The following is a 15,161-nucleotide window of genomic DNA, read 5'->3' on the forward strand; positions in this document are numbered from 1 at the left end:
CTCATCTCCGTGAGGGCGGGGTGATGCCGAAAATTCCGATCCGGCCGGCCGGGCCATCGGCGATGTATGCGGTATGGAGGTCGATCGAGATCGCCGTAACGTCGACGAGACCGAGCTGCGGGGGCTGCAGTGCGGCGACCAGCCTGCCCTGATCGAAGATCTTGAGACGCCGGTCGCCCCGGTCAACCACCCACGTGCGGCCGGCGGCATCGAGTGCAAGGTCCGCCGGGTTCAGCAGTTCGCCTTCTCCGTACTTGCCGATGACCGCGCCCTCGCGGTCGAAATCGATCAGGCAGCGGCAGCGCGGATCGAATCCGGTGACGCGCTCGCGGCTGGCGGCGAGCAGCGTTGCGCCGCCGAACTCGTCCGAAAAACCGTCGCCGCGTCCTACGAGAGGCTCGCTTTTTCGTCCGGACGGGTGGAAGGCAAAGACGCCTCCCGCCGCATCCGATATCCACGGCCGGTTGAGCGTGGGTTCGATGACGATGTCGGCGGGCTGAAGGATTTCGAACTTTGCGCTGAAAGTGGCGATCGGGCGCCCGTCGCGCGCGAGGCGAGCCACCTCTCCACGATCCGGGCGGACCACGTAGACGCTGCCGTCGGCACCAGCCTTGATGCGCACTCCGGGCAAGGGAGGTATTTCGCGCAGCGGCGTGACCGATTGACTGACCGTATCGAAATGCAGGAGCAAGCGCTGGCCGCTGTCGGCAACGTAGAGGTCGGGACCGTTGGCGGCCAGGGCCGACGGGTGAAGGAGCTTGAGATAGGCGCCGGTAGGGGGGCGCCCGGGGACCGGCGAGGCCGGCGCCGAAAAGCCGCCGACAATCATCCCCTGGGGCGAAAGAAAGGCGTTCGCCCGTTCGAGCGGCTCCGTATCGAGGCCGGCTGCGCCCGCAAGCAGGGCCCACGCGAGGAGCACACAGCCGGCTAGGTTACGCCACATGTTGAATTCACCAACGTCCAGGTCCGAGTGTCTCGTGGCCACCAAAAATACCGGGGGGCAGGCCCGCCTTGCCGGAATGGCACAAGTCGCAGTTCTCGACCGACCACGCAGTTTCTCCGTCATGACAGGCACCGCAGAAGCGGCCATCGATGATGTCGGTCATCTTGATCTGATTCGCGCCCGCCCGCATCTTGAAACCGAGTTCCGCGTGGCACACCTTGCAGCGGAACCGGATACGGTGGAACCAGTGGGGAAAGACGACCGGCCGCATGCCGGCCGCTTCCGCCACGCGATTGATGACGACATCAGCATACTCCGCCATGGCGTGCGGCGCTGTAAAAAATAGCGACATGCACACCAGTGCAGCATAGGCGATCCGCCGCGAGGTCTGTCGAGCAATCATTTGGACTTGCCCCCGGCCTTGTGGGCAGGCGCGTGCGCTTCTGGCGCCGGAGTCGCCGGGGGCGCCGGCGTCGGTTTTTCCGCGGGAGCGGGAGGCGGTGCGGCGGCTTTGGTGGCGGCTTTTGCAGCGGCTTCGCGTTCGAGTTCGGCTAGCGCGTCGGCGCGCTTCACGCTGTGACAGCGGGCGCACTCGGTCAGGGGAAAGGCCACGGCCCCGTGGCACACACCGCATTGCTCACCCTGCAGGATCAGGAACATGCTGATCTTCGACGCACCCCTTTCCTTTTTGAACAACTGGTCGTGGCAATTGGTGCAGTCCAGCCACTCGTTGTGGATGCTGTGAGGAAAGCGTACGACCGGCATCCCCCCATTGAGGTTCAACAGCACGTCCTTATCGTAACTTTCGCTTTTCAACGGTTTGCGCAGGCTTGACCGCGGATTGATCTGTCCTTCCCGCAAGGCGCGGACCCAGCGGACCTGGTTTCCCGCGGTATCCGGCTCGAGAGGGGTCAGCGCATCCGCAGGTTGCTGCAACACCTTCACGGCCGGGCCGTTGGGATCACGCAGCCCGTCCTTGGCGATCGGGAGCCAGGAACGGTCGTCCGCGATTGCAGGCTGCATGGCGGCCGCCACGAGGAGCCACAGGCAGCAGGCGAACGGTCCCAGAAAAGTACATCGTAGGCGGAAGGACATAGTTGCAGCGCACCCGGTTCGGGCAGATTGGTCCGACAGATTATCGGATTTAGTCGGCAGGGTGGGCGGAAGGTTGCATTCGGCCATATAACGTCCGGCCGATCGCTCTCAGAACGAGCCGAACTCCCGGATCACCCGGAAGAAAAGCAACTGGTTGCGCTCGCCCCTGATCTCGGCGATGCGGTACTGCAGTTCGGTATCGAGGCGGCCGATCCGATAGAGCAGGCGTTGGTCGAGATCCAGGGTTGCGCGGTCCTGCTCGCGCAGGGCGTCGGGGTTGCCGAAGCGCCGCGAGTCATCGCGGTTCGTATTGGCGCGGAAATCGAGCCGGTAGCGCAGGCCCCGGATACCCGCAAATCGACGGTGGCTGTAGCCCACGCCGCCGGAGAGACTCGTGTTGCCGGTGCGCGACGTGTCGTCACGGAACACCGGGCGTCCGAACTGGTCGATGAGGACCACCGGTTGGTTGATCCTGTCGGACTGCTGACGCGACCACTGCCAGGTGAGGTTCGAGTCGAGTTCCGAGTTCGCGTCGACGCGCCAATTCCCGGTAAGCTGGACATTGAACAACTGGAAGGAGGATGTGGCGTCCCCCCTTGTACGGCTGTCCGAGAAGCTCGTACTGAGATAGCCGGTGAGCCGGTCTCCTGCATTGGCCTGCATGCTGAGGCTCGCCCCGTGGTTGAGCGTGGTCGTGCTCGCCGATCCCAGGCCGGTCGTGCGGGAATTCGTGACCGACTGAGTGACACTGCCGCTGAGCAATGACTGGTCACTGATCTGCCAGCTCCGTACCAGGCTATGCCCGAGCGACCCGTTTATCGAACGGGAGGTAATGCCTTTGGCCGCGGTCGAGTTCGTCGCCGATGCAGAGGTGAACCACGTGTAGTCGTAGCCGCCCAGGTGCCGCGGGTCGCCGCTATAGCTCACGCCCAGCGCCTGGTTCGAATTCACCCGTCTGTCGCTGTCGACGTTGATGCCGGCAGTCCCGAAAAAGCTCAGGTTGCGGCTGGCCTGGTAGGTCAGGTTTGCCGCGCCGCCCAGGGTCCGGCTCTCGAAGGTCGTTCCGGCGATCGTGTTGTTCGTCTCGAAATAGCGAAGATTCGCCGAGCCGCGCCACTTGGAATCCATCGGGGTCCAGTTCGCATAACTGAAGACCTGGGTGCTTTGGGTCTTCGCAGTGGTGCTGTCTTCACTGCCAATGCCGAACTGCTGGCCGGTAATACTGGCGTTCGTGTTAAGGGAGAGTTCATCGCTGAAGCTGAACCCGTGTCCACCGCCGAGATAGTAACTTCTCGACGACTGACCGTCCGCGCGGCTCCTCGTGAAATCTCCGGAAAGGTTGACGGAGTGTTTTCCCAGTACGTTCGAGTAGTTGCCGAAGACGCGGTCCACGGTGTCCGAACCGAACGTTCCGGTGAGTTCACTGCGATCGTAGCCGGCTGCGGCTGTCCATTGCCCGATCTGTGGGCGGTAGTCCTGCCGCAGCGACAGGCGCCTTTGCTCGATGTTCGAGGTGGAGAACGAGCCGTTGCTGCGGCTGTCCGACAGGGCCAGCGAAGCCGTGAAGGGAAAACGACTCTGTGGAAACAGATTGAGCGTGCCGCTGCCGGTTACCGAGGTGCCGGCCAGGTTGCTCGACGCGGCGTCCCCTGAATCCTGGGAACGGATGGCGGTGAGTGCAAAATCGCCTGAAACGAGCGCGATATATGGTTTCCAGATGTAGGAGTTTGCACGGAGGCGTGCTTCGTAGATCTCGCTTGTCGTGCTGGTCGAGTTTTCCGAGGTGCTGCGCCGGAGGCCCGCCGAGAGTGTTCCTCCCCACCGCACCGGCGCCATGCCCCAACGTTTCCGAGGTGTAGTGGCCTGATCCGCCGCCGCGGAACCCTTGTTTCGCGAGGGGACAGGGAGATCTGCCACAGCAGGTTCGGCGTCCAGTTCGTCGGCGGGCCGGAAATCCCCGTCTCCGACGACTTTGGCATCCGAACCACGGGGCGCCGCCGATTCTGCGGTTTCGGCTGCGGCTAGCACGGGCGCGGCCGGCGTCCGGGATGTTTCGGTGTCGCGCTTGGTCTTGCCCGATTTATCATCGGCAGGATCCTGTGCGTCCGATTTCACGCTCGTCGAACGCCGGGCGGGAATGGGGGCCGCGTCCCCCCTCGACGGTTTATCGCCGGGTTTCGGTTGCTGGGGAGGGCGCGTGCCCTCGGGCGGACCGCCGCTCGAGGGTGGCACGACAGTCTGGGCCGCCGGTTGTGCGGCGGGCCCTTCGGGTAGCTGGTATGTCCACTCGAGAGCGAGGGGCGCGGGCTCCGTCGCCGGGCTGGCCATCTCCGCGGTGCCGGCCGTCGCCGGCGGGGCATCGGGGGCCGGCTGGCGCTCCTGTCGCAGGCTTTCGAGAATCGTTGCAAGTCGCAGACGAGGCTGCGCGGGGGGCTCTGCCGCTTGCGAAACGGATGCGGCGAAAGCCGGAACTGCGGTCAAGCCGAGAAGTACCCCCCCGCAGACAGGCGAAATGCGTCCGCGGCAGACCGATGACGCCGTGTCAAAGGTGCCGCGGTACGTGGACGCGATGTTCCGGGCGAGTATGAAGCGCAACATTCCGCCGAGCCTATTTCGGGGCCGGACTCTTCTTGGCAAGAGCGGGGTAACGCTGCGTGTTCATCTCGAGCTTGGCCTTCTTCCGTAGCTGGTCCTTCAGATTCCGCCAAGCTTCGTCGCCCAGGTCGCGCATCAGCAGATCGGTGGCCCGCGGTTTCACGGACTCAAAGTCGTGATGCTTGGGCGGCTGCAGCGCTTCGTAGCGGAACAATGCGACCCCTTGCAGCACTCGGGTGGGGGGGGACAGATCGCCGGGCTTCATGCCGTCGATCTGCCCCTGGATGCCTTCGGGCAACATGCCCCGGTGCATGTAGCCGAGGTCTCCGCCGTTGGCCGCCGACTCGTGGTTCGAGCGTTCTCGAGCCAGCTGTGCGAAGTCGGCGCCGCTTTCGTTGAGTTTGAGCCGCAGCGCGCCGGCCTCGGTCTCCGCGGCATCCCATGCCGACGTGGGTGCCGAAGGATCGACACGAAGCAGAAGAAGCGAAATGCGCATCTTCTCGGGTTCGGTGAACTTCTCCGGGTGCTTCTTGTAGTACGCAAGCACCTTGTCCTGCGTCGGCTGCGGGACGTTCCGCGTCGTCGCTTCGAGGGTCGCAAGCATGTCGTCCTCTTCCAGGCGCTGACGCAAGGGGGGGAGAATCTGCGCACGCTCCTGCTGCCAACGCGCACTCGAGGCGTAGCGCTTTTCGTAGCCTGCGAGTTGCTCATCGACCGCTTTCGTGTTGGGCTTCATGTCCCGCCGCTTCATCTCCTCGACCAGGAGAATGCGGTCGATCATGCTGTTGGCGACATCCCGAACAACTTGTTCGAGTTCCCCTTCGGGAGGTGTGCCGTGATAGAACTTCTGGCGGATCGCCTCGCGGGTCGCCGTATCGAATTCGGCGGAACTGATCACCTTGCCGTTGACGACCGCGACGTAAGGCGGCACCGCATGCGGGTCCGCGGGCTTTTGTGCCGCAACGGGCGTCGGGGATGCCCCCGCTTTGGGCGCATCCGCTGCATTGACGCCGAAGGCAATGAACATCGGGGCGAGAGCGCCGGTTACGGCGCGTGCGATCGTTTTCATCAGGAAATCTCGTCTGCTGGGCTGCAAGTGTCCACTTGGGCCGCAGGTGGCGCAAGCTGGTGATAATGCCCAATTGTGACAAAAAAAGGGCCAGGCGACTTTGTCGCCCGACCCTTTTCGCGACCGCGGCTGCGTCGTTCTTGCGGCAATGCGTGAAAAACAGGCCCGCGGTCTATGCCCGATTTACTTGACGTGGCAAGACAGGCAGATCTTGCTGCCGGACGTCGTCACGCGCATGAAGTTGACGTCGGAACCCGTAGCCGCCTTGTCGCTATGCGGGTCGTGGCAGGACGCGCATTCGACGGACGGGCCGGTTTGGGCGCCCGTGAAGGTCCGGGTGTAGAGGATCATGTCGGTCTTCTCGCGCGTGTTGTTGGCAACGCTGGTATCGACCCAGAAGACCTGCACGCCGTTGATGGTCTTGGTCACCGGCAGCTTGAAGTCCTTGTCGTTACACGTGCCGTTCACGGTCGTGCCCGTGCCGGTCAGGCCGCCGCCGCAATACTGGATGCCGATCGGGTGGTCGTTGGTCAGGTCCGGCTGCAGGTTTGCCACGCCGGTGATCTTGTTCGCGCCGGTGGTCCAGGTGTAATTGCGGTTGGAGCCGCCAACCACCAGGCCGCCGGAGCCCGGGGCGTTGACCAGGTTGTCCATCGCCTGGGTGCCGTCATGGCAGGACAGGCAGGCGGCAGACACCGAGCCGACGGTCAGCACGGCGCCGTCGATCGTGTTCGAGTTGGCCGTCGAGTAGGTTGTGTAGGTGGTGGGCGGCAGACCCTTGTTCCACAGGGGGGCATTAACGGCCGTGTTCGCGGCGTGCGGCGTATGGCAGAACACGCAGATCTGTTGCGTGGTGCTCTGCTTGTTCGGGCCCGGCCCGGTTGCCGTCAGGTTGTGCGGCGTGTTCGTGATGCCCGCCGACGCGGTGCCGGCGATCAATGCGATCGATGCGGCTGCGAGCGACCGGTGGAAGATTTTTTTCATGGTAACCCCCGATGGATGATTGAACGGTTTGTCAGTCACGCAGGGGGGCTGCCCGTGCTGCCGCCGCCGCCAACGACTGCCAAAACAAAGTTCGCTGTTGCAAGCGCTACAAGCATGTTTTGGTCCACTACTGCCAGGGGCGGTTGCGAAACGCTGCCGGATGCGTGGATCGCCTGTGTGGCGGGGGTTTTGAGCACGGCGCAGCAGGGTTTCTGCTGCGCCGTGCAGGGAGGGCTTAGGGAAAACCCGGAAGTGACGCTGGGATATTCCTGATCTCGGGAATATCGATTATCAGTGCTTGGAAGCGGCTGCCCGATGGACGAGGAAGCCCTGATCGGCCGGCAGACCGTATGGCCTGAAGACGTCGATCTTGGCGAACCACTGGTCGACGAAGTAGACCCGACCGTCTTCATCGACGGCGATGCCCGAAGGCAGGATGTACTGGGCGGGGCCGCCCTGCTCGGAGCGGTTCCCGACATACATCAGCAGCTCGCCCTCGGGGTCGAAGATCTGGAAGTTGCCGAAGGCGGCATCGGCGACGTAGACGTTGCCGTCCTTGTCTGTTGCGATTTCCTTTGGTCGGGCGAAATTCCCGAGTTGACGACCGACCGAGCCGAAGCTGCCGTGGTAGCTGCCGTCCGCATTGAAGATCTGGACGCGGAAGTTTCCGCCGTCCACGACATAGAGGCGCCCGTCCTTGCCGATGGCCATGTCGCGCGGAAGATTGAACTCTCCGGGGCCCGAGCCGCGTTTGCCGATGTCCATGACATGACGGCCGGTGGCAGTCTCGAAGACGCGGACGCGGTGGTGTTCGGATTTGACGCCGCCGATGTCGACGACGTAGATGCGCTGGCCCGAGGGGTCGACCGTGACGCTGGAGATACGGTCGAAGAGGTCGTTGCCGCCGATCTTGCGCAGGAACTTCCCGTCGCGGTTGTAGATCATGATCATCTTCAGGGTCGCGTCGGCCACGTACAGGCGCCCTGCGCGGTCGACGTCGATGCCGAGCGGCTTGACGAGCTGGCCGGGTTCGTCTTCGCCGATCACGAAGTACTTTGCTGCCGCGATGTCGAAGACCTTGATGGTCCGGTCTGCCGAGTCGGAAACGAATATCCGGCCGCGATGGACGGCAACGGCATAGGGTTTGGTGAGGAAATAACCTGTGCGCTGGGTTCCGGTGACGAGGCGCCGGAACGCGTCGTCGCCGGTGTCGATTTCGATGTCCGCCGAACTGGTGATCGTACGTTCGTAGACGAATCGGGGGGTGTCGGGAGGGCCGGGGAAAACGAGGGGGCCGGTGTTCGCGTGAGTGCTTGGTCCGGTGTCACCCAGCTCGGCGCATCCCGTGACCAAGGCGACGCCGCCTGCGACGACGCAGGCGAGAAGAAGCGAAATCGCGCGGGAGGCGTGCGAGCCCGTTCGGGGGGCATGGTGGCGAGGGAACAGTTTCATTGGCATATCGGGCTGGAAGGGTCGAAATGGAAATGCTGCGGATGGCTCTCTCTAGCAGCTTCTGTGCACGACGGCGTTGCCGGCTACTTGACGTGGCACGTCAGGCAGAGGTCACTCGGGTTGTCTTCGGCGCGGAGGAACAATGGGCGCACGGTATGTGGATCGTGGCAGCTCGCACACTCCACGAACGGGATTTCCATCTGGTCGGCCTGGTCGACGCGCACGAAAAGGGGGACATCCAGGCGGCCGCGCTGGGCCGAATCCGGATCCTTCGAGACCCACCAGACAGGGCGGTTGTCGACGACCCCGCGTCTGGCCGCGCGGAAACCGTCGTCGAACTTGAGCTGCTTGGCCGTGTTGATGAGTTTGCCGGCCCGTTGCAGTTCTTCACGGATTCTCTGGCGCTGCTCGGGAGTCAGGGCGCCGCGATACGGCACGGCGAAAGGGTGGTCGTAGGCCCCGCCGGTGATCCCGAAGGCCTGGGAGGAGTCGTGGCAGGAGAGGCAGGCGATCGACTGCGAGCCGACGGCTTCGCTCCCTTCGTTGCCCATGCGTCCGATGTCGTCGAACATGGGAAAGATGCCGCCACCCGGCACTGCGCTCTGCCACCTCGGTTGCGCCGCGTCGGCCGGGTTGGCATTGGTCGGCGTGTGGCAGAAGACGCAGATCTGGCGGGGGTCGACGCTGCCCTTGCCGTCGGACGGCTGCGTGAGGTTGTGCTTGGTGTTGCGCATGTCGATCCGCTCCGCGGCCGCCTGATCGCCCCAGAAGAGTGAGCAGGCCACCAGCAGCGTGCCGATCGCTGCGATCAGGCGGGAAGGAGGTACGGTGAGCACGCTACGCAATTGTCGCTCGCAATATCGCCGGATTTCCAAACCGTGGAACGCGTTCTCAAGTTCGGGAGCCGGTCCGCGCCGTGTTTATCGAGACTGCGAAACCATGTATTCGACGGCCGCCTTCACCTGGCTGTCGGAAAGACCTGGGTTGCCCCCCTTCGGTGGCATCCCACCCCTGCCCCGAAGCGCCGATTGCTGTAACGCGTCGAGCCCTGTGGGCAGGCGTGGCGCCCACGCTTCCCGGTTGCCGAGGATCGGGGCGCCGGCCACGCCCGTCGCATGACAGGCACGGCAAATTTGAGTATAAACCGCCTTGCCGTCAGCCGCTGAAACATTGGTTGTCGCGACGAGGAGTACCAAGCCGGCCGTTGCAAGGATAGGTTTCATTCTGGTCCCGTCGATGAATCGCAATGCTGATCCGAGGCGTCGCGCGCGGTCGGATCGGTATCCAAGCAATGCACGTGCCACTATCCGGAGCAGGTCGGTTCGGTTCTTGCATCAAGGCTGAAGTTTTTCGACCCAGAGGTATCTTGTGAATCAGAACAAGCAATTCACGCAGCTCCTGCGCGCGTGTGTCCTGCGCGCGTGTGCAATGGGTGTCGGTGCGGCGCTGAGCTTCGGCGCGAGCGGCAGCACGATCAAGGCCGACGTGCTCTATCACGAATATTGTTCGGTGTGTCATGGGGACCGGGGCGACGGCCATTCGCGGGCGATGAAGAGCCTCAACCCGCCGCCTAGGGACCTGACGAAGGCCGGTCCGTCGCTGCCGCGTGACTACATCTTCCACGTCATCTCCGAAGGGAAGCCGGGTACGGCAATGGTGGGATTCAAGACCCGCCTGAATGATGAGCAGCGCGGGGCATTGGCCGATTATGTGCACACCGAAATCGTCAATCGCGGCGCGGCCATTTCGGCCGGCCTCGTGAAGGGCATTTCCGGGACTTCGGGGACGACCGGCGGATCGGACTCGCCGACGCCGGCTCCTGCGGGCAGCGCGGCGCCGGTGCCGCCGATCGCTGCGCCGCTTCCGCCGATCAAGCCGGTGGGGCCTGACGAGCGGGCCGACATGGGAGCGCCGTTCCCGTCCGGACTGAAGGGCGATGCGGCCAAGGGGCGGGCGTTCTACGATAAGAATTGCGCGGAATGCCACGGAGCGAAGGGGGACGGCCAGGGGCGGCGTGCCTATTTCATTCGCCCGGTGCCGCGGGATTTCCTGCAGGAGCGTTCGCGCCTGACGCTGAACCGCCCGGCGATCTACGCGGCGGTCTTCTTCGGGCGCAACGGGACCGAGATGCCGGCATGGAGCAAGGTTCTGAGCGAACAGGAAATCGCCAACGTCTCGGAATACGTGTTCCAGAATTTCATCCGTTCCGGTGAGAAGGCTGCCAAGGCGAAATGATCGGACGTATCTGGCTGGGCGGGTTTGCCGCGGCATTGGCCGCGGCCTCGTTCACGGCGCCGGCGTTTGCCGACGCCGGCAGGGACGCCCGGCACGAGGCCGGGCGCAAGATCTACAACTTTCGTTGCTACTTTTGCCACGGCTATTCCGGGGATGCGAAAACGCTGGCAGCGACGTATCTCGCTCCCAAGCCGCGCGACTTCACGAAGGACGACGAGAAGTCGATCAGCCGCGAGCGGATGATCACCGCGGTGCGTGACGGAAAGCCGGGCACGGCGATGAAAGGCTTCAAGGGCATCATCTCCGAGCAGGACATGGAGTCCGTCGTGGATTTCGTGCGTGCCGAGTTCATTCGCGCCAAGGCGGTGAACACGCACTACCACACGCCCGAGAACGGTTGGTTCAACCACGAGCGGAACAAAGTGGCGTTTCCCTTCGCAACGGGGGCGATTCCGCTCGATCGTCCGTGGGAGAAACTCAGCCCGACCGAACAAAAGGGCAAGCGGCTATTCCTGACAACGTGCATTTCCTGCCATGACCACTCGCGGACCGAGGATCCGGGGCCGGCGTGGGGCGGGCGGCCGCTGTCCTACCCGCGCAACCATTTCGATCCGGGCGATTTCAACGCGCCGCCGCCGACCAAGACCGATGCGATCGCGAGCGCCAGTCCGTATGCTCTGCATGACGTGGTGCCGCAGGTGTCGGGCCTGACGTCTGGCGAAAAACGCGGGGAGACCCTGTTCCAGGCGAACTGCGCCTTCTGCCACGGCGCGACCGGCACGGGGCGGAACTGGATCGGCAGCTTCATGGAGCCGCATCCTCGCGATCTGACCGATCCGAAGTTCATGAAGGACATGACGCGTGGGCGCCTGGCGCATACGATCCGGGAAGGGCTGCCGAATACGTCGATGCCTGCGTGGAAATCGGTGCTGAAGGACGATGAGATCGACGCGATCGTTTCGTATGTTTCGCGTGTTTTCCATCCGGTGAAGCCGTAAGCCGGCAGGCCGCGGTCGGCGCCGGGCGCGTGCGCTGCCCGGCGCCTCCCAGGCTAGGGCTGCTGCGTGGTGCCGAGCTCGCCGATGAGGCGGGTTGCGCGCTCATCGGTGGGGTCGAGGATCAGTGACCGCTGCGCCGCTTCGAGTGCTTCGCGCCGGCGGCCGAATTGCGCCAGGGCCGCGGCGCGGCCGTAGTGGGCACGCGCGCTGTCGGAGGATTGCGCGATCACCGCGTCGAAATCTGCGAGCGCTGCCCCCGGCTTGTTGCTTCGCAGGTACGCGTAACCTCGATTGAGGCGCGTTCCGTCCTGGGCGGGATCGAGCTGCAGTGCGCGGTCGAATGCGCGGATCGCTTCGTCGAAGCGGCCGAGGCGACCGAAAGCCGCGCCGAGCAACGCGAAGTAGGGCGCGTCGGCCATTGCGGCGTCGCGGGCGCGGGCCTGTTCGAGGGCCTGGACCGTGGCGTCGGGGCGGCCGATGGCGAAATAGACGTCTGCAAGCTCGCGTGCGGGGAGTGCGGAGCGTCCGTCGAGCCGGCCGGCAAGGTCGAGCCAGCGGATTGCATCGTCGTATCGTCCGGTTGCGGCATACAGGCTGCCGAGCGCGTAGGGGCCGCGGTAGTCGCCACCTTCGAGGCGGACGAAGCGCTGGTAGTCGGCTTCGGCGGCGGCGAGGTCGCCACGCTTGCGGTAGCTCGAACCGCGGTTGAGATAGGCAATCGTGCGGCCCGGGTCGATCTCCAGGGCTTTCGTGTAGGCGGCGATCGCGTCCGTGGTCCTGTCTTCGCCTTCATAGGCCGTCGCGAGGTTGGTCCATGCGCGGGCCGCGCCGGGTGCGACGCGCACCGCATGCTCGTAAAGGGTGACGGGCGTCCGCCAGGTCGGGACGCGGGCGATCGTCGCGGCCATGAAGCCGAGCACGGACAGGATGGCCAGCGCGAACGCCGCCGGGCGGAGGCGGGTGCGGGCAAGGCGGTGAAGGCCGAGGCCGGCGAGACCGGCCAGCCCGACCGACGGCAGGTACATGCGGTGCTCGAAGACCATTTCGAGCGGGACGATGCTGCTTTCCACGGCCAAAGTTGCCGGGACCCAGAGAACCAGGAAGCCGGCAACGGGGAAATTGCTGCGCAGGGCGAGCCAGATGCCGCCGACGATCCAGGCGCCGATGCCGGCGATCGCGACGGCCGTGGTCCACGGCTGCCAGAGGCCTGTCGAATTCGGGAAGGCGTGTTCGATGGAGAAGCGGTCGGGCAGCGGGAGCAGTATCTGGCCGAGGTGGAAGAAGATCACGCGGGGTTGGGTGAGCAGGCGCTCGGTCGGGGTGAAGTCGCGATGTGCGTAGCCCGGCATCACATAGTCCGACAGGGGGCCATGCAGGATCGCGAGGTCTGCCACGGCATATAGGCCCGCGGCGACGGGCAGCGCGAGGACGAGGCAGTCGAGGCGCGAGGTGATGCGCTCGCCGGGTTTGCGGCACAGCGTGTATTCGGTGAGCAGGATCAGTGCCGGAAGGATGTAGGCCGTCTCCTTGGACAGGCAGGCGGCGACGCCGGCGAGGGCGGTGACGGCATACCAGGGCCGGTGGCGGGGAGCGTTTCTGGCATGGAGGTAGGCGATGAGCGCGACGAGCATGAACAGCGCCGCCATCGACGCCATGCGCTGGACGATGTAGGTGACTGCCTGGACCTGGATGGGGTGGGTTGCCCACAGCGTGGTTGCGGTCGCAGCGGTGATCCAGGCGCTTCGTTCGGGCATGCCGGCGCGCCGGAATGCCGCGAGGAGGAGGCCGAGCACGGCCAGGGCGGTGGCGGCGTGGATCAGGATGTTGGTGAGCTGGAATGGCGCCGGGGAGCCGTTGCCGCGCCACCAGTCGACTGCCAGGCTGAGGTTGGGCAGGACGCGTTGCGGCAGTACCGCCTGGGTGACGGCCCGTTTGAGTGACGCGATATCCAGTTCGGCGACGTGCATGGGGCCGTGACGCACGACGTTCACGGCGTCGTCGAAATGGAATCCGTTTTGCGGCGCGGCGTGGTAAGCGATCGCAATCGTCAGGAGCAGCAGTGCGATCAGGCACAGCCGCAGCAGGGCGAAAGGGACTCGTTGCACTTCGGCGCGGCTGGGGGTGTCGGACATGGGAAGAGGTGTTTTCAGCGGCCGCAGTCGATGCTTACGCCGAGCGCGCATGCCCGACGGCGGGCGATTTGCGCTTCGTCGAAGCGGCCTGCCTGCTGGTAGATTTCACCGAGATAGTGCTGGGCTGCGGCCTCGCGCGGCGAGACGGCGATCGCCTTTTCGAGGTCCGACTGCGCGCCGAGGGTGTCGCCCTGAACGTAGCGGGCGACGCCGCGATTGGTGAGCGGCGCGGCGTATTGCGCATCGAGCGCGATGGCGCGGTCGAAGGCTTCGAGGGCGCGCAGGTAGTGGTCGCGGCTGACGGTTTCGCCACGCCGCTGGGCGAGGTTGGCGATGCCGAGCTGGTTCCAGGCGCGCGCCGAACGCGGCGCACGCTGCACCGCCCGTTCGTACAGGCTCGCCTCCGAGCGCCACTGCGGGACCTGTTCGCTGGTCGCCCACCAGGCGAGGGTCGTGGCGGCGGCGAATACGAGGGTGGCGGTGGGCAGGGCCTTGCCACCGTGTCGTATCGCGCGCCGGAATGCGAGCGCGACCAGCCCGGCGAGGCCGACCGCGGGCAGGTACATGCGGTGCTCGAACACCATTTCCAGCGGGACCAGCGAGCTCTCGATCAGCAGCGTGACGGGAAGCCATAGCACGAAGAAGCCGGCGATACGGCTGCCCTGCCGTGCGGCGAGCGCGACGCCGGCTGCGCACCAGGCGAGGATCGCTGCGAGCGGCGCCCAGAAATCGGGAGACGCTGCGGAGCGCACGACGTCGATATCGTGCTCGAGCGAAAAGCGCTGCGGAAGCGGCCAGGCGATCTGGGACAGGTGGAAGAGGACGACCTTGGGCTGGGTAAGGAGGCGCTCTGTCATCGTGAAGCCGCGCATCGCGTAGCCCGAGAGCGCCCATTGGCTGACAGGCCCCCTGAAAGCGAGGTCGGCGAGCAGGGCAATTGCGGCGCATGCCGGGATGACGAGCAGCAGCGCGTCGCGCCGGTTGCGGATGAGCTTTGCGTCGTTGCGCGCGACCAGGAGCTCGGCCATCAGCAGCAGGACGGGCGTGATCCAGGCGTTTTCCTTCGAGAGCGCGGCAAGTGCGAAGCTGACTGCTGACAGCGCCCACCACGACCACCTGGCACGGCTTGCCGTGCGGCCTTTCAGGTAAGCCCAGACGCTCAGGACCGCGAACAGCGCCGCCATCTCGGTCATGCGCTGGACGACGTAGCTCACGGCCTGAACGTGGATGGGCTGGACGGCCCACCACAGGGCTGCCGCGCCGCTGGCGATGACCGCGGGGGCCGCTGGCGGCGTGTTCTTCGCGAGGATGTGCAGCAGCAGGGCGAAGACGGCCCACGCCGTCAGGATGTGGAAGACGAGGTTGGTGATGAGGAAGGTTGCGGGGTCGCCGCTGCCGCGCCACCAGTCGATGGCGAAAGTGATCGACGGAATGGGGCGCAGCGGCAGGAAGGCGCCGCGGGCGGCGTCGACGAGCGCCCCGACGCTGACATGTGCCATGTGCAGCGCGGCGTTGTCGAGGATGTTGGGCCAGTCGTCGAAATGGAAGCTGTTCCGCTCGATGCCTTGGTAGGCAAGGGACACGAGGAGAGCCAGCGCGAGCATCACAAGCAGGTGTTGCCCGCGGGTTGTGGTCCGGTTCGGTCGGACAAGGGGTGC

General features: G+C 65.2%; 13 protein-coding genes. 2 read left to right on the plus strand and 11 right to left on the minus strand.

All coding sequences use genetic code 11. From position 1 onward, the window contains the following. Position 1: 1 nt before the first annotated feature. From CDA09_RS01430 to CDA09_RS01470, 9 genes are all read right to left on the minus strand, one after another. Positions 2-943, minus strand: a complete 942-nt coding sequence (locus CDA09_RS01430) for an NHL repeat-containing protein (RefSeq protein WP_121426991.1) — start codon at positions 941-943, stop codon at positions 2-4. 7 nt (positions 944-950) lie between these two features. Beyond that, positions 951-1,346, minus strand: a complete 396-nt coding sequence (locus CDA09_RS01435; RefSeq protein ID WP_286164344.1) for a c(7)-type cytochrome triheme domain-containing protein — start codon at positions 1,344-1,346, stop codon at positions 951-953. Continuing rightward, positions 1,343-1,966 (minus strand): c(7)-type cytochrome triheme domain-containing protein, encoded by a 624-nt coding sequence (locus CDA09_RS01440; RefSeq protein WP_286164345.1) that lies wholly within the window; start codon positions 1,964-1,966, stop codon positions 1,343-1,345. Before CDA09_RS01440 ends, CDA09_RS01435 begins: the two co-directional genes overlap by 4 nt. Positions 1,967-2,146: 180 nt before the next feature. Then, positions 2,147-4,153, minus strand: coding sequence for a TonB-dependent receptor (locus tag CDA09_RS01445; protein ID WP_286164346.1), 2,007 nt, complete (start codon positions 4,151-4,153; stop codon positions 2,147-2,149). Positions 4,154-4,646: 493 nt separating this feature from the next. Further along, positions 4,647-5,702 (minus strand): peptidylprolyl isomerase, encoded by a 1,056-nt coding sequence (locus CDA09_RS01450; protein WP_121426993.1) that lies wholly within the window; start codon positions 5,700-5,702, stop codon positions 4,647-4,649. A gap of 183 nt (positions 5,703-5,885) precedes the next feature. Further along, positions 5,886-6,686, minus strand: coding sequence for a cytochrome c3 family protein (locus CDA09_RS01455; RefSeq protein WP_121426994.1), 801 nt, complete (start codon positions 6,684-6,686; stop codon positions 5,886-5,888). A 291-nt stretch (positions 6,687-6,977) separates the two neighbouring features. Continuing rightward, positions 6,978-8,138 (minus strand): 6-bladed beta-propeller, encoded by a 1,161-nt coding sequence (locus CDA09_RS01460; protein ID WP_121426995.1) that lies wholly within the window; start codon positions 8,136-8,138, stop codon positions 6,978-6,980. A gap of 83 nt (positions 8,139-8,221) precedes the next feature. Beyond that, positions 8,222-8,974: a cytochrome c3 family protein gene (locus tag CDA09_RS01465; protein ID WP_286164506.1), complete on the minus strand. Its 753-nt coding sequence runs from the start codon at positions 8,972-8,974 to the stop codon at positions 8,222-8,224. Positions 8,975-9,058: 84 nt separating this feature from the next. Next, positions 9,059-9,361, minus strand: coding sequence for a c-type cytochrome (locus tag CDA09_RS01470; RefSeq protein WP_121426996.1), 303 nt, complete (start codon positions 9,359-9,361; stop codon positions 9,059-9,061). A 145-nt stretch (positions 9,362-9,506) separates the two neighbouring features. Here CDA09_RS01470 and CDA09_RS01475 point away from each other — a divergent pair, with 145 nt between their 5' ends. Together CDA09_RS01475 and CDA09_RS01480 are read left to right on the plus strand one after the other, a co-directional pair. After that, positions 9,507-10,373 carry a c-type cytochrome gene (locus tag CDA09_RS01475; protein WP_121426997.1) on the plus strand — a complete coding sequence of 289 codons (867 nt, stop codon included), beginning with the start codon at positions 9,507-9,509 and terminating at the stop codon, positions 10,371-10,373. Further along, positions 10,370-11,371 carry a c-type cytochrome gene (locus CDA09_RS01480; RefSeq protein ID WP_121426998.1) on the plus strand — a complete coding sequence of 334 codons (1,002 nt, stop codon included), beginning with the start codon at positions 10,370-10,372 and terminating at the stop codon, positions 11,369-11,371. Before CDA09_RS01475 ends, CDA09_RS01480 begins: the two co-directional genes overlap by 4 nt. 53 nt (positions 11,372-11,424) lie before the next feature. On the opposite strand, the gene CDA09_RS01485 is transcribed toward CDA09_RS01480, so the two are convergent. Both CDA09_RS01485 and CDA09_RS01490 read right to left on the minus strand, forming a co-directional pair. After that, the gene (locus tag CDA09_RS01485) at positions 11,425-13,503 is read right to left on the minus strand and encodes a tetratricopeptide repeat protein (protein ID WP_121426999.1); all 2,079 of its coding nucleotides are present in this window, start codon (positions 13,501-13,503) and stop codon (positions 11,425-11,427) included. A gap of 14 nt (positions 13,504-13,517) precedes the next feature. After that, a complete protein-coding gene (locus tag CDA09_RS01490) occupies positions 13,518-15,107 on the minus strand; it encodes a tetratricopeptide repeat protein (protein WP_121427000.1) in 1,590 nt (529 codons plus the stop codon). Positions 15,108-15,161 lie beyond the last annotated feature (54 nt).

It is taken from the genome of Azoarcus sp. DN11, from assembly GCF_003628555.1.
Lineage (GTDB): Bacteria > Pseudomonadota > Gammaproteobacteria > Burkholderiales > Rhodocyclaceae > Aromatoleum.

Coding starts and splice junctions, on each gene's coding strand:
- CDA09_RS01485 (WP_121426999.1), bottom strand. CDS start 13,503: ATGTCCGACACCCCCAGCCGCGCCGAAGTGCAACGAGTCCCTTTCGCC.
- CDA09_RS01470 (WP_121426996.1), bottom strand. CDS start 9,361: ATGAAACCTATCCTTGCAACGGCCGGCTTGGTACTCCTCGTCGCGACA.
- CDA09_RS01455 (WP_121426994.1), bottom strand. CDS start 6,686: ATGAAAAAAATCTTCCACCGGTCGCTCGCAGCCGCATCGATCGCATTG.
- CDA09_RS01430 (WP_121426991.1), bottom strand. CDS start 943: ATGTGGCGTAACCTAGCCGGCTGTGTGCTCCTCGCGTGGGCCCTGCTT.
- CDA09_RS01440 (WP_286164345.1), bottom strand. CDS start 1,966: ATGCAGCCTGCAATCGCGGACGACCGTTCCTGGCTCCCGATCGCCAAG.
- CDA09_RS01435 (WP_286164344.1), bottom strand. CDS start 1,346: ATGATTGCTCGACAGACCTCGCGGCGGATCGCCTATGCTGCACTGGTG.
- CDA09_RS01490 (WP_121427000.1), bottom strand. CDS start 15,107: ATGCTCGCGCTGGCTCTCCTCGTGTCCCTTGCCTACCAAGGCATCGAG.
- CDA09_RS01460 (WP_121426995.1), bottom strand. CDS start 8,138: ATGAAACTGTTCCCTCGCCACCATGCCCCCCGAACGGGCTCGCACGCC.
- CDA09_RS01450 (WP_121426993.1), bottom strand. CDS start 5,702: ATGAAAACGATCGCACGCGCCGTAACCGGCGCTCTCGCCCCGATGTTC.
- CDA09_RS01480 (WP_121426998.1), top strand. CDS start 10,370: ATGATCGGACGTATCTGGCTGGGCGGGTTTGCCGCGGCATTGGCCGCG.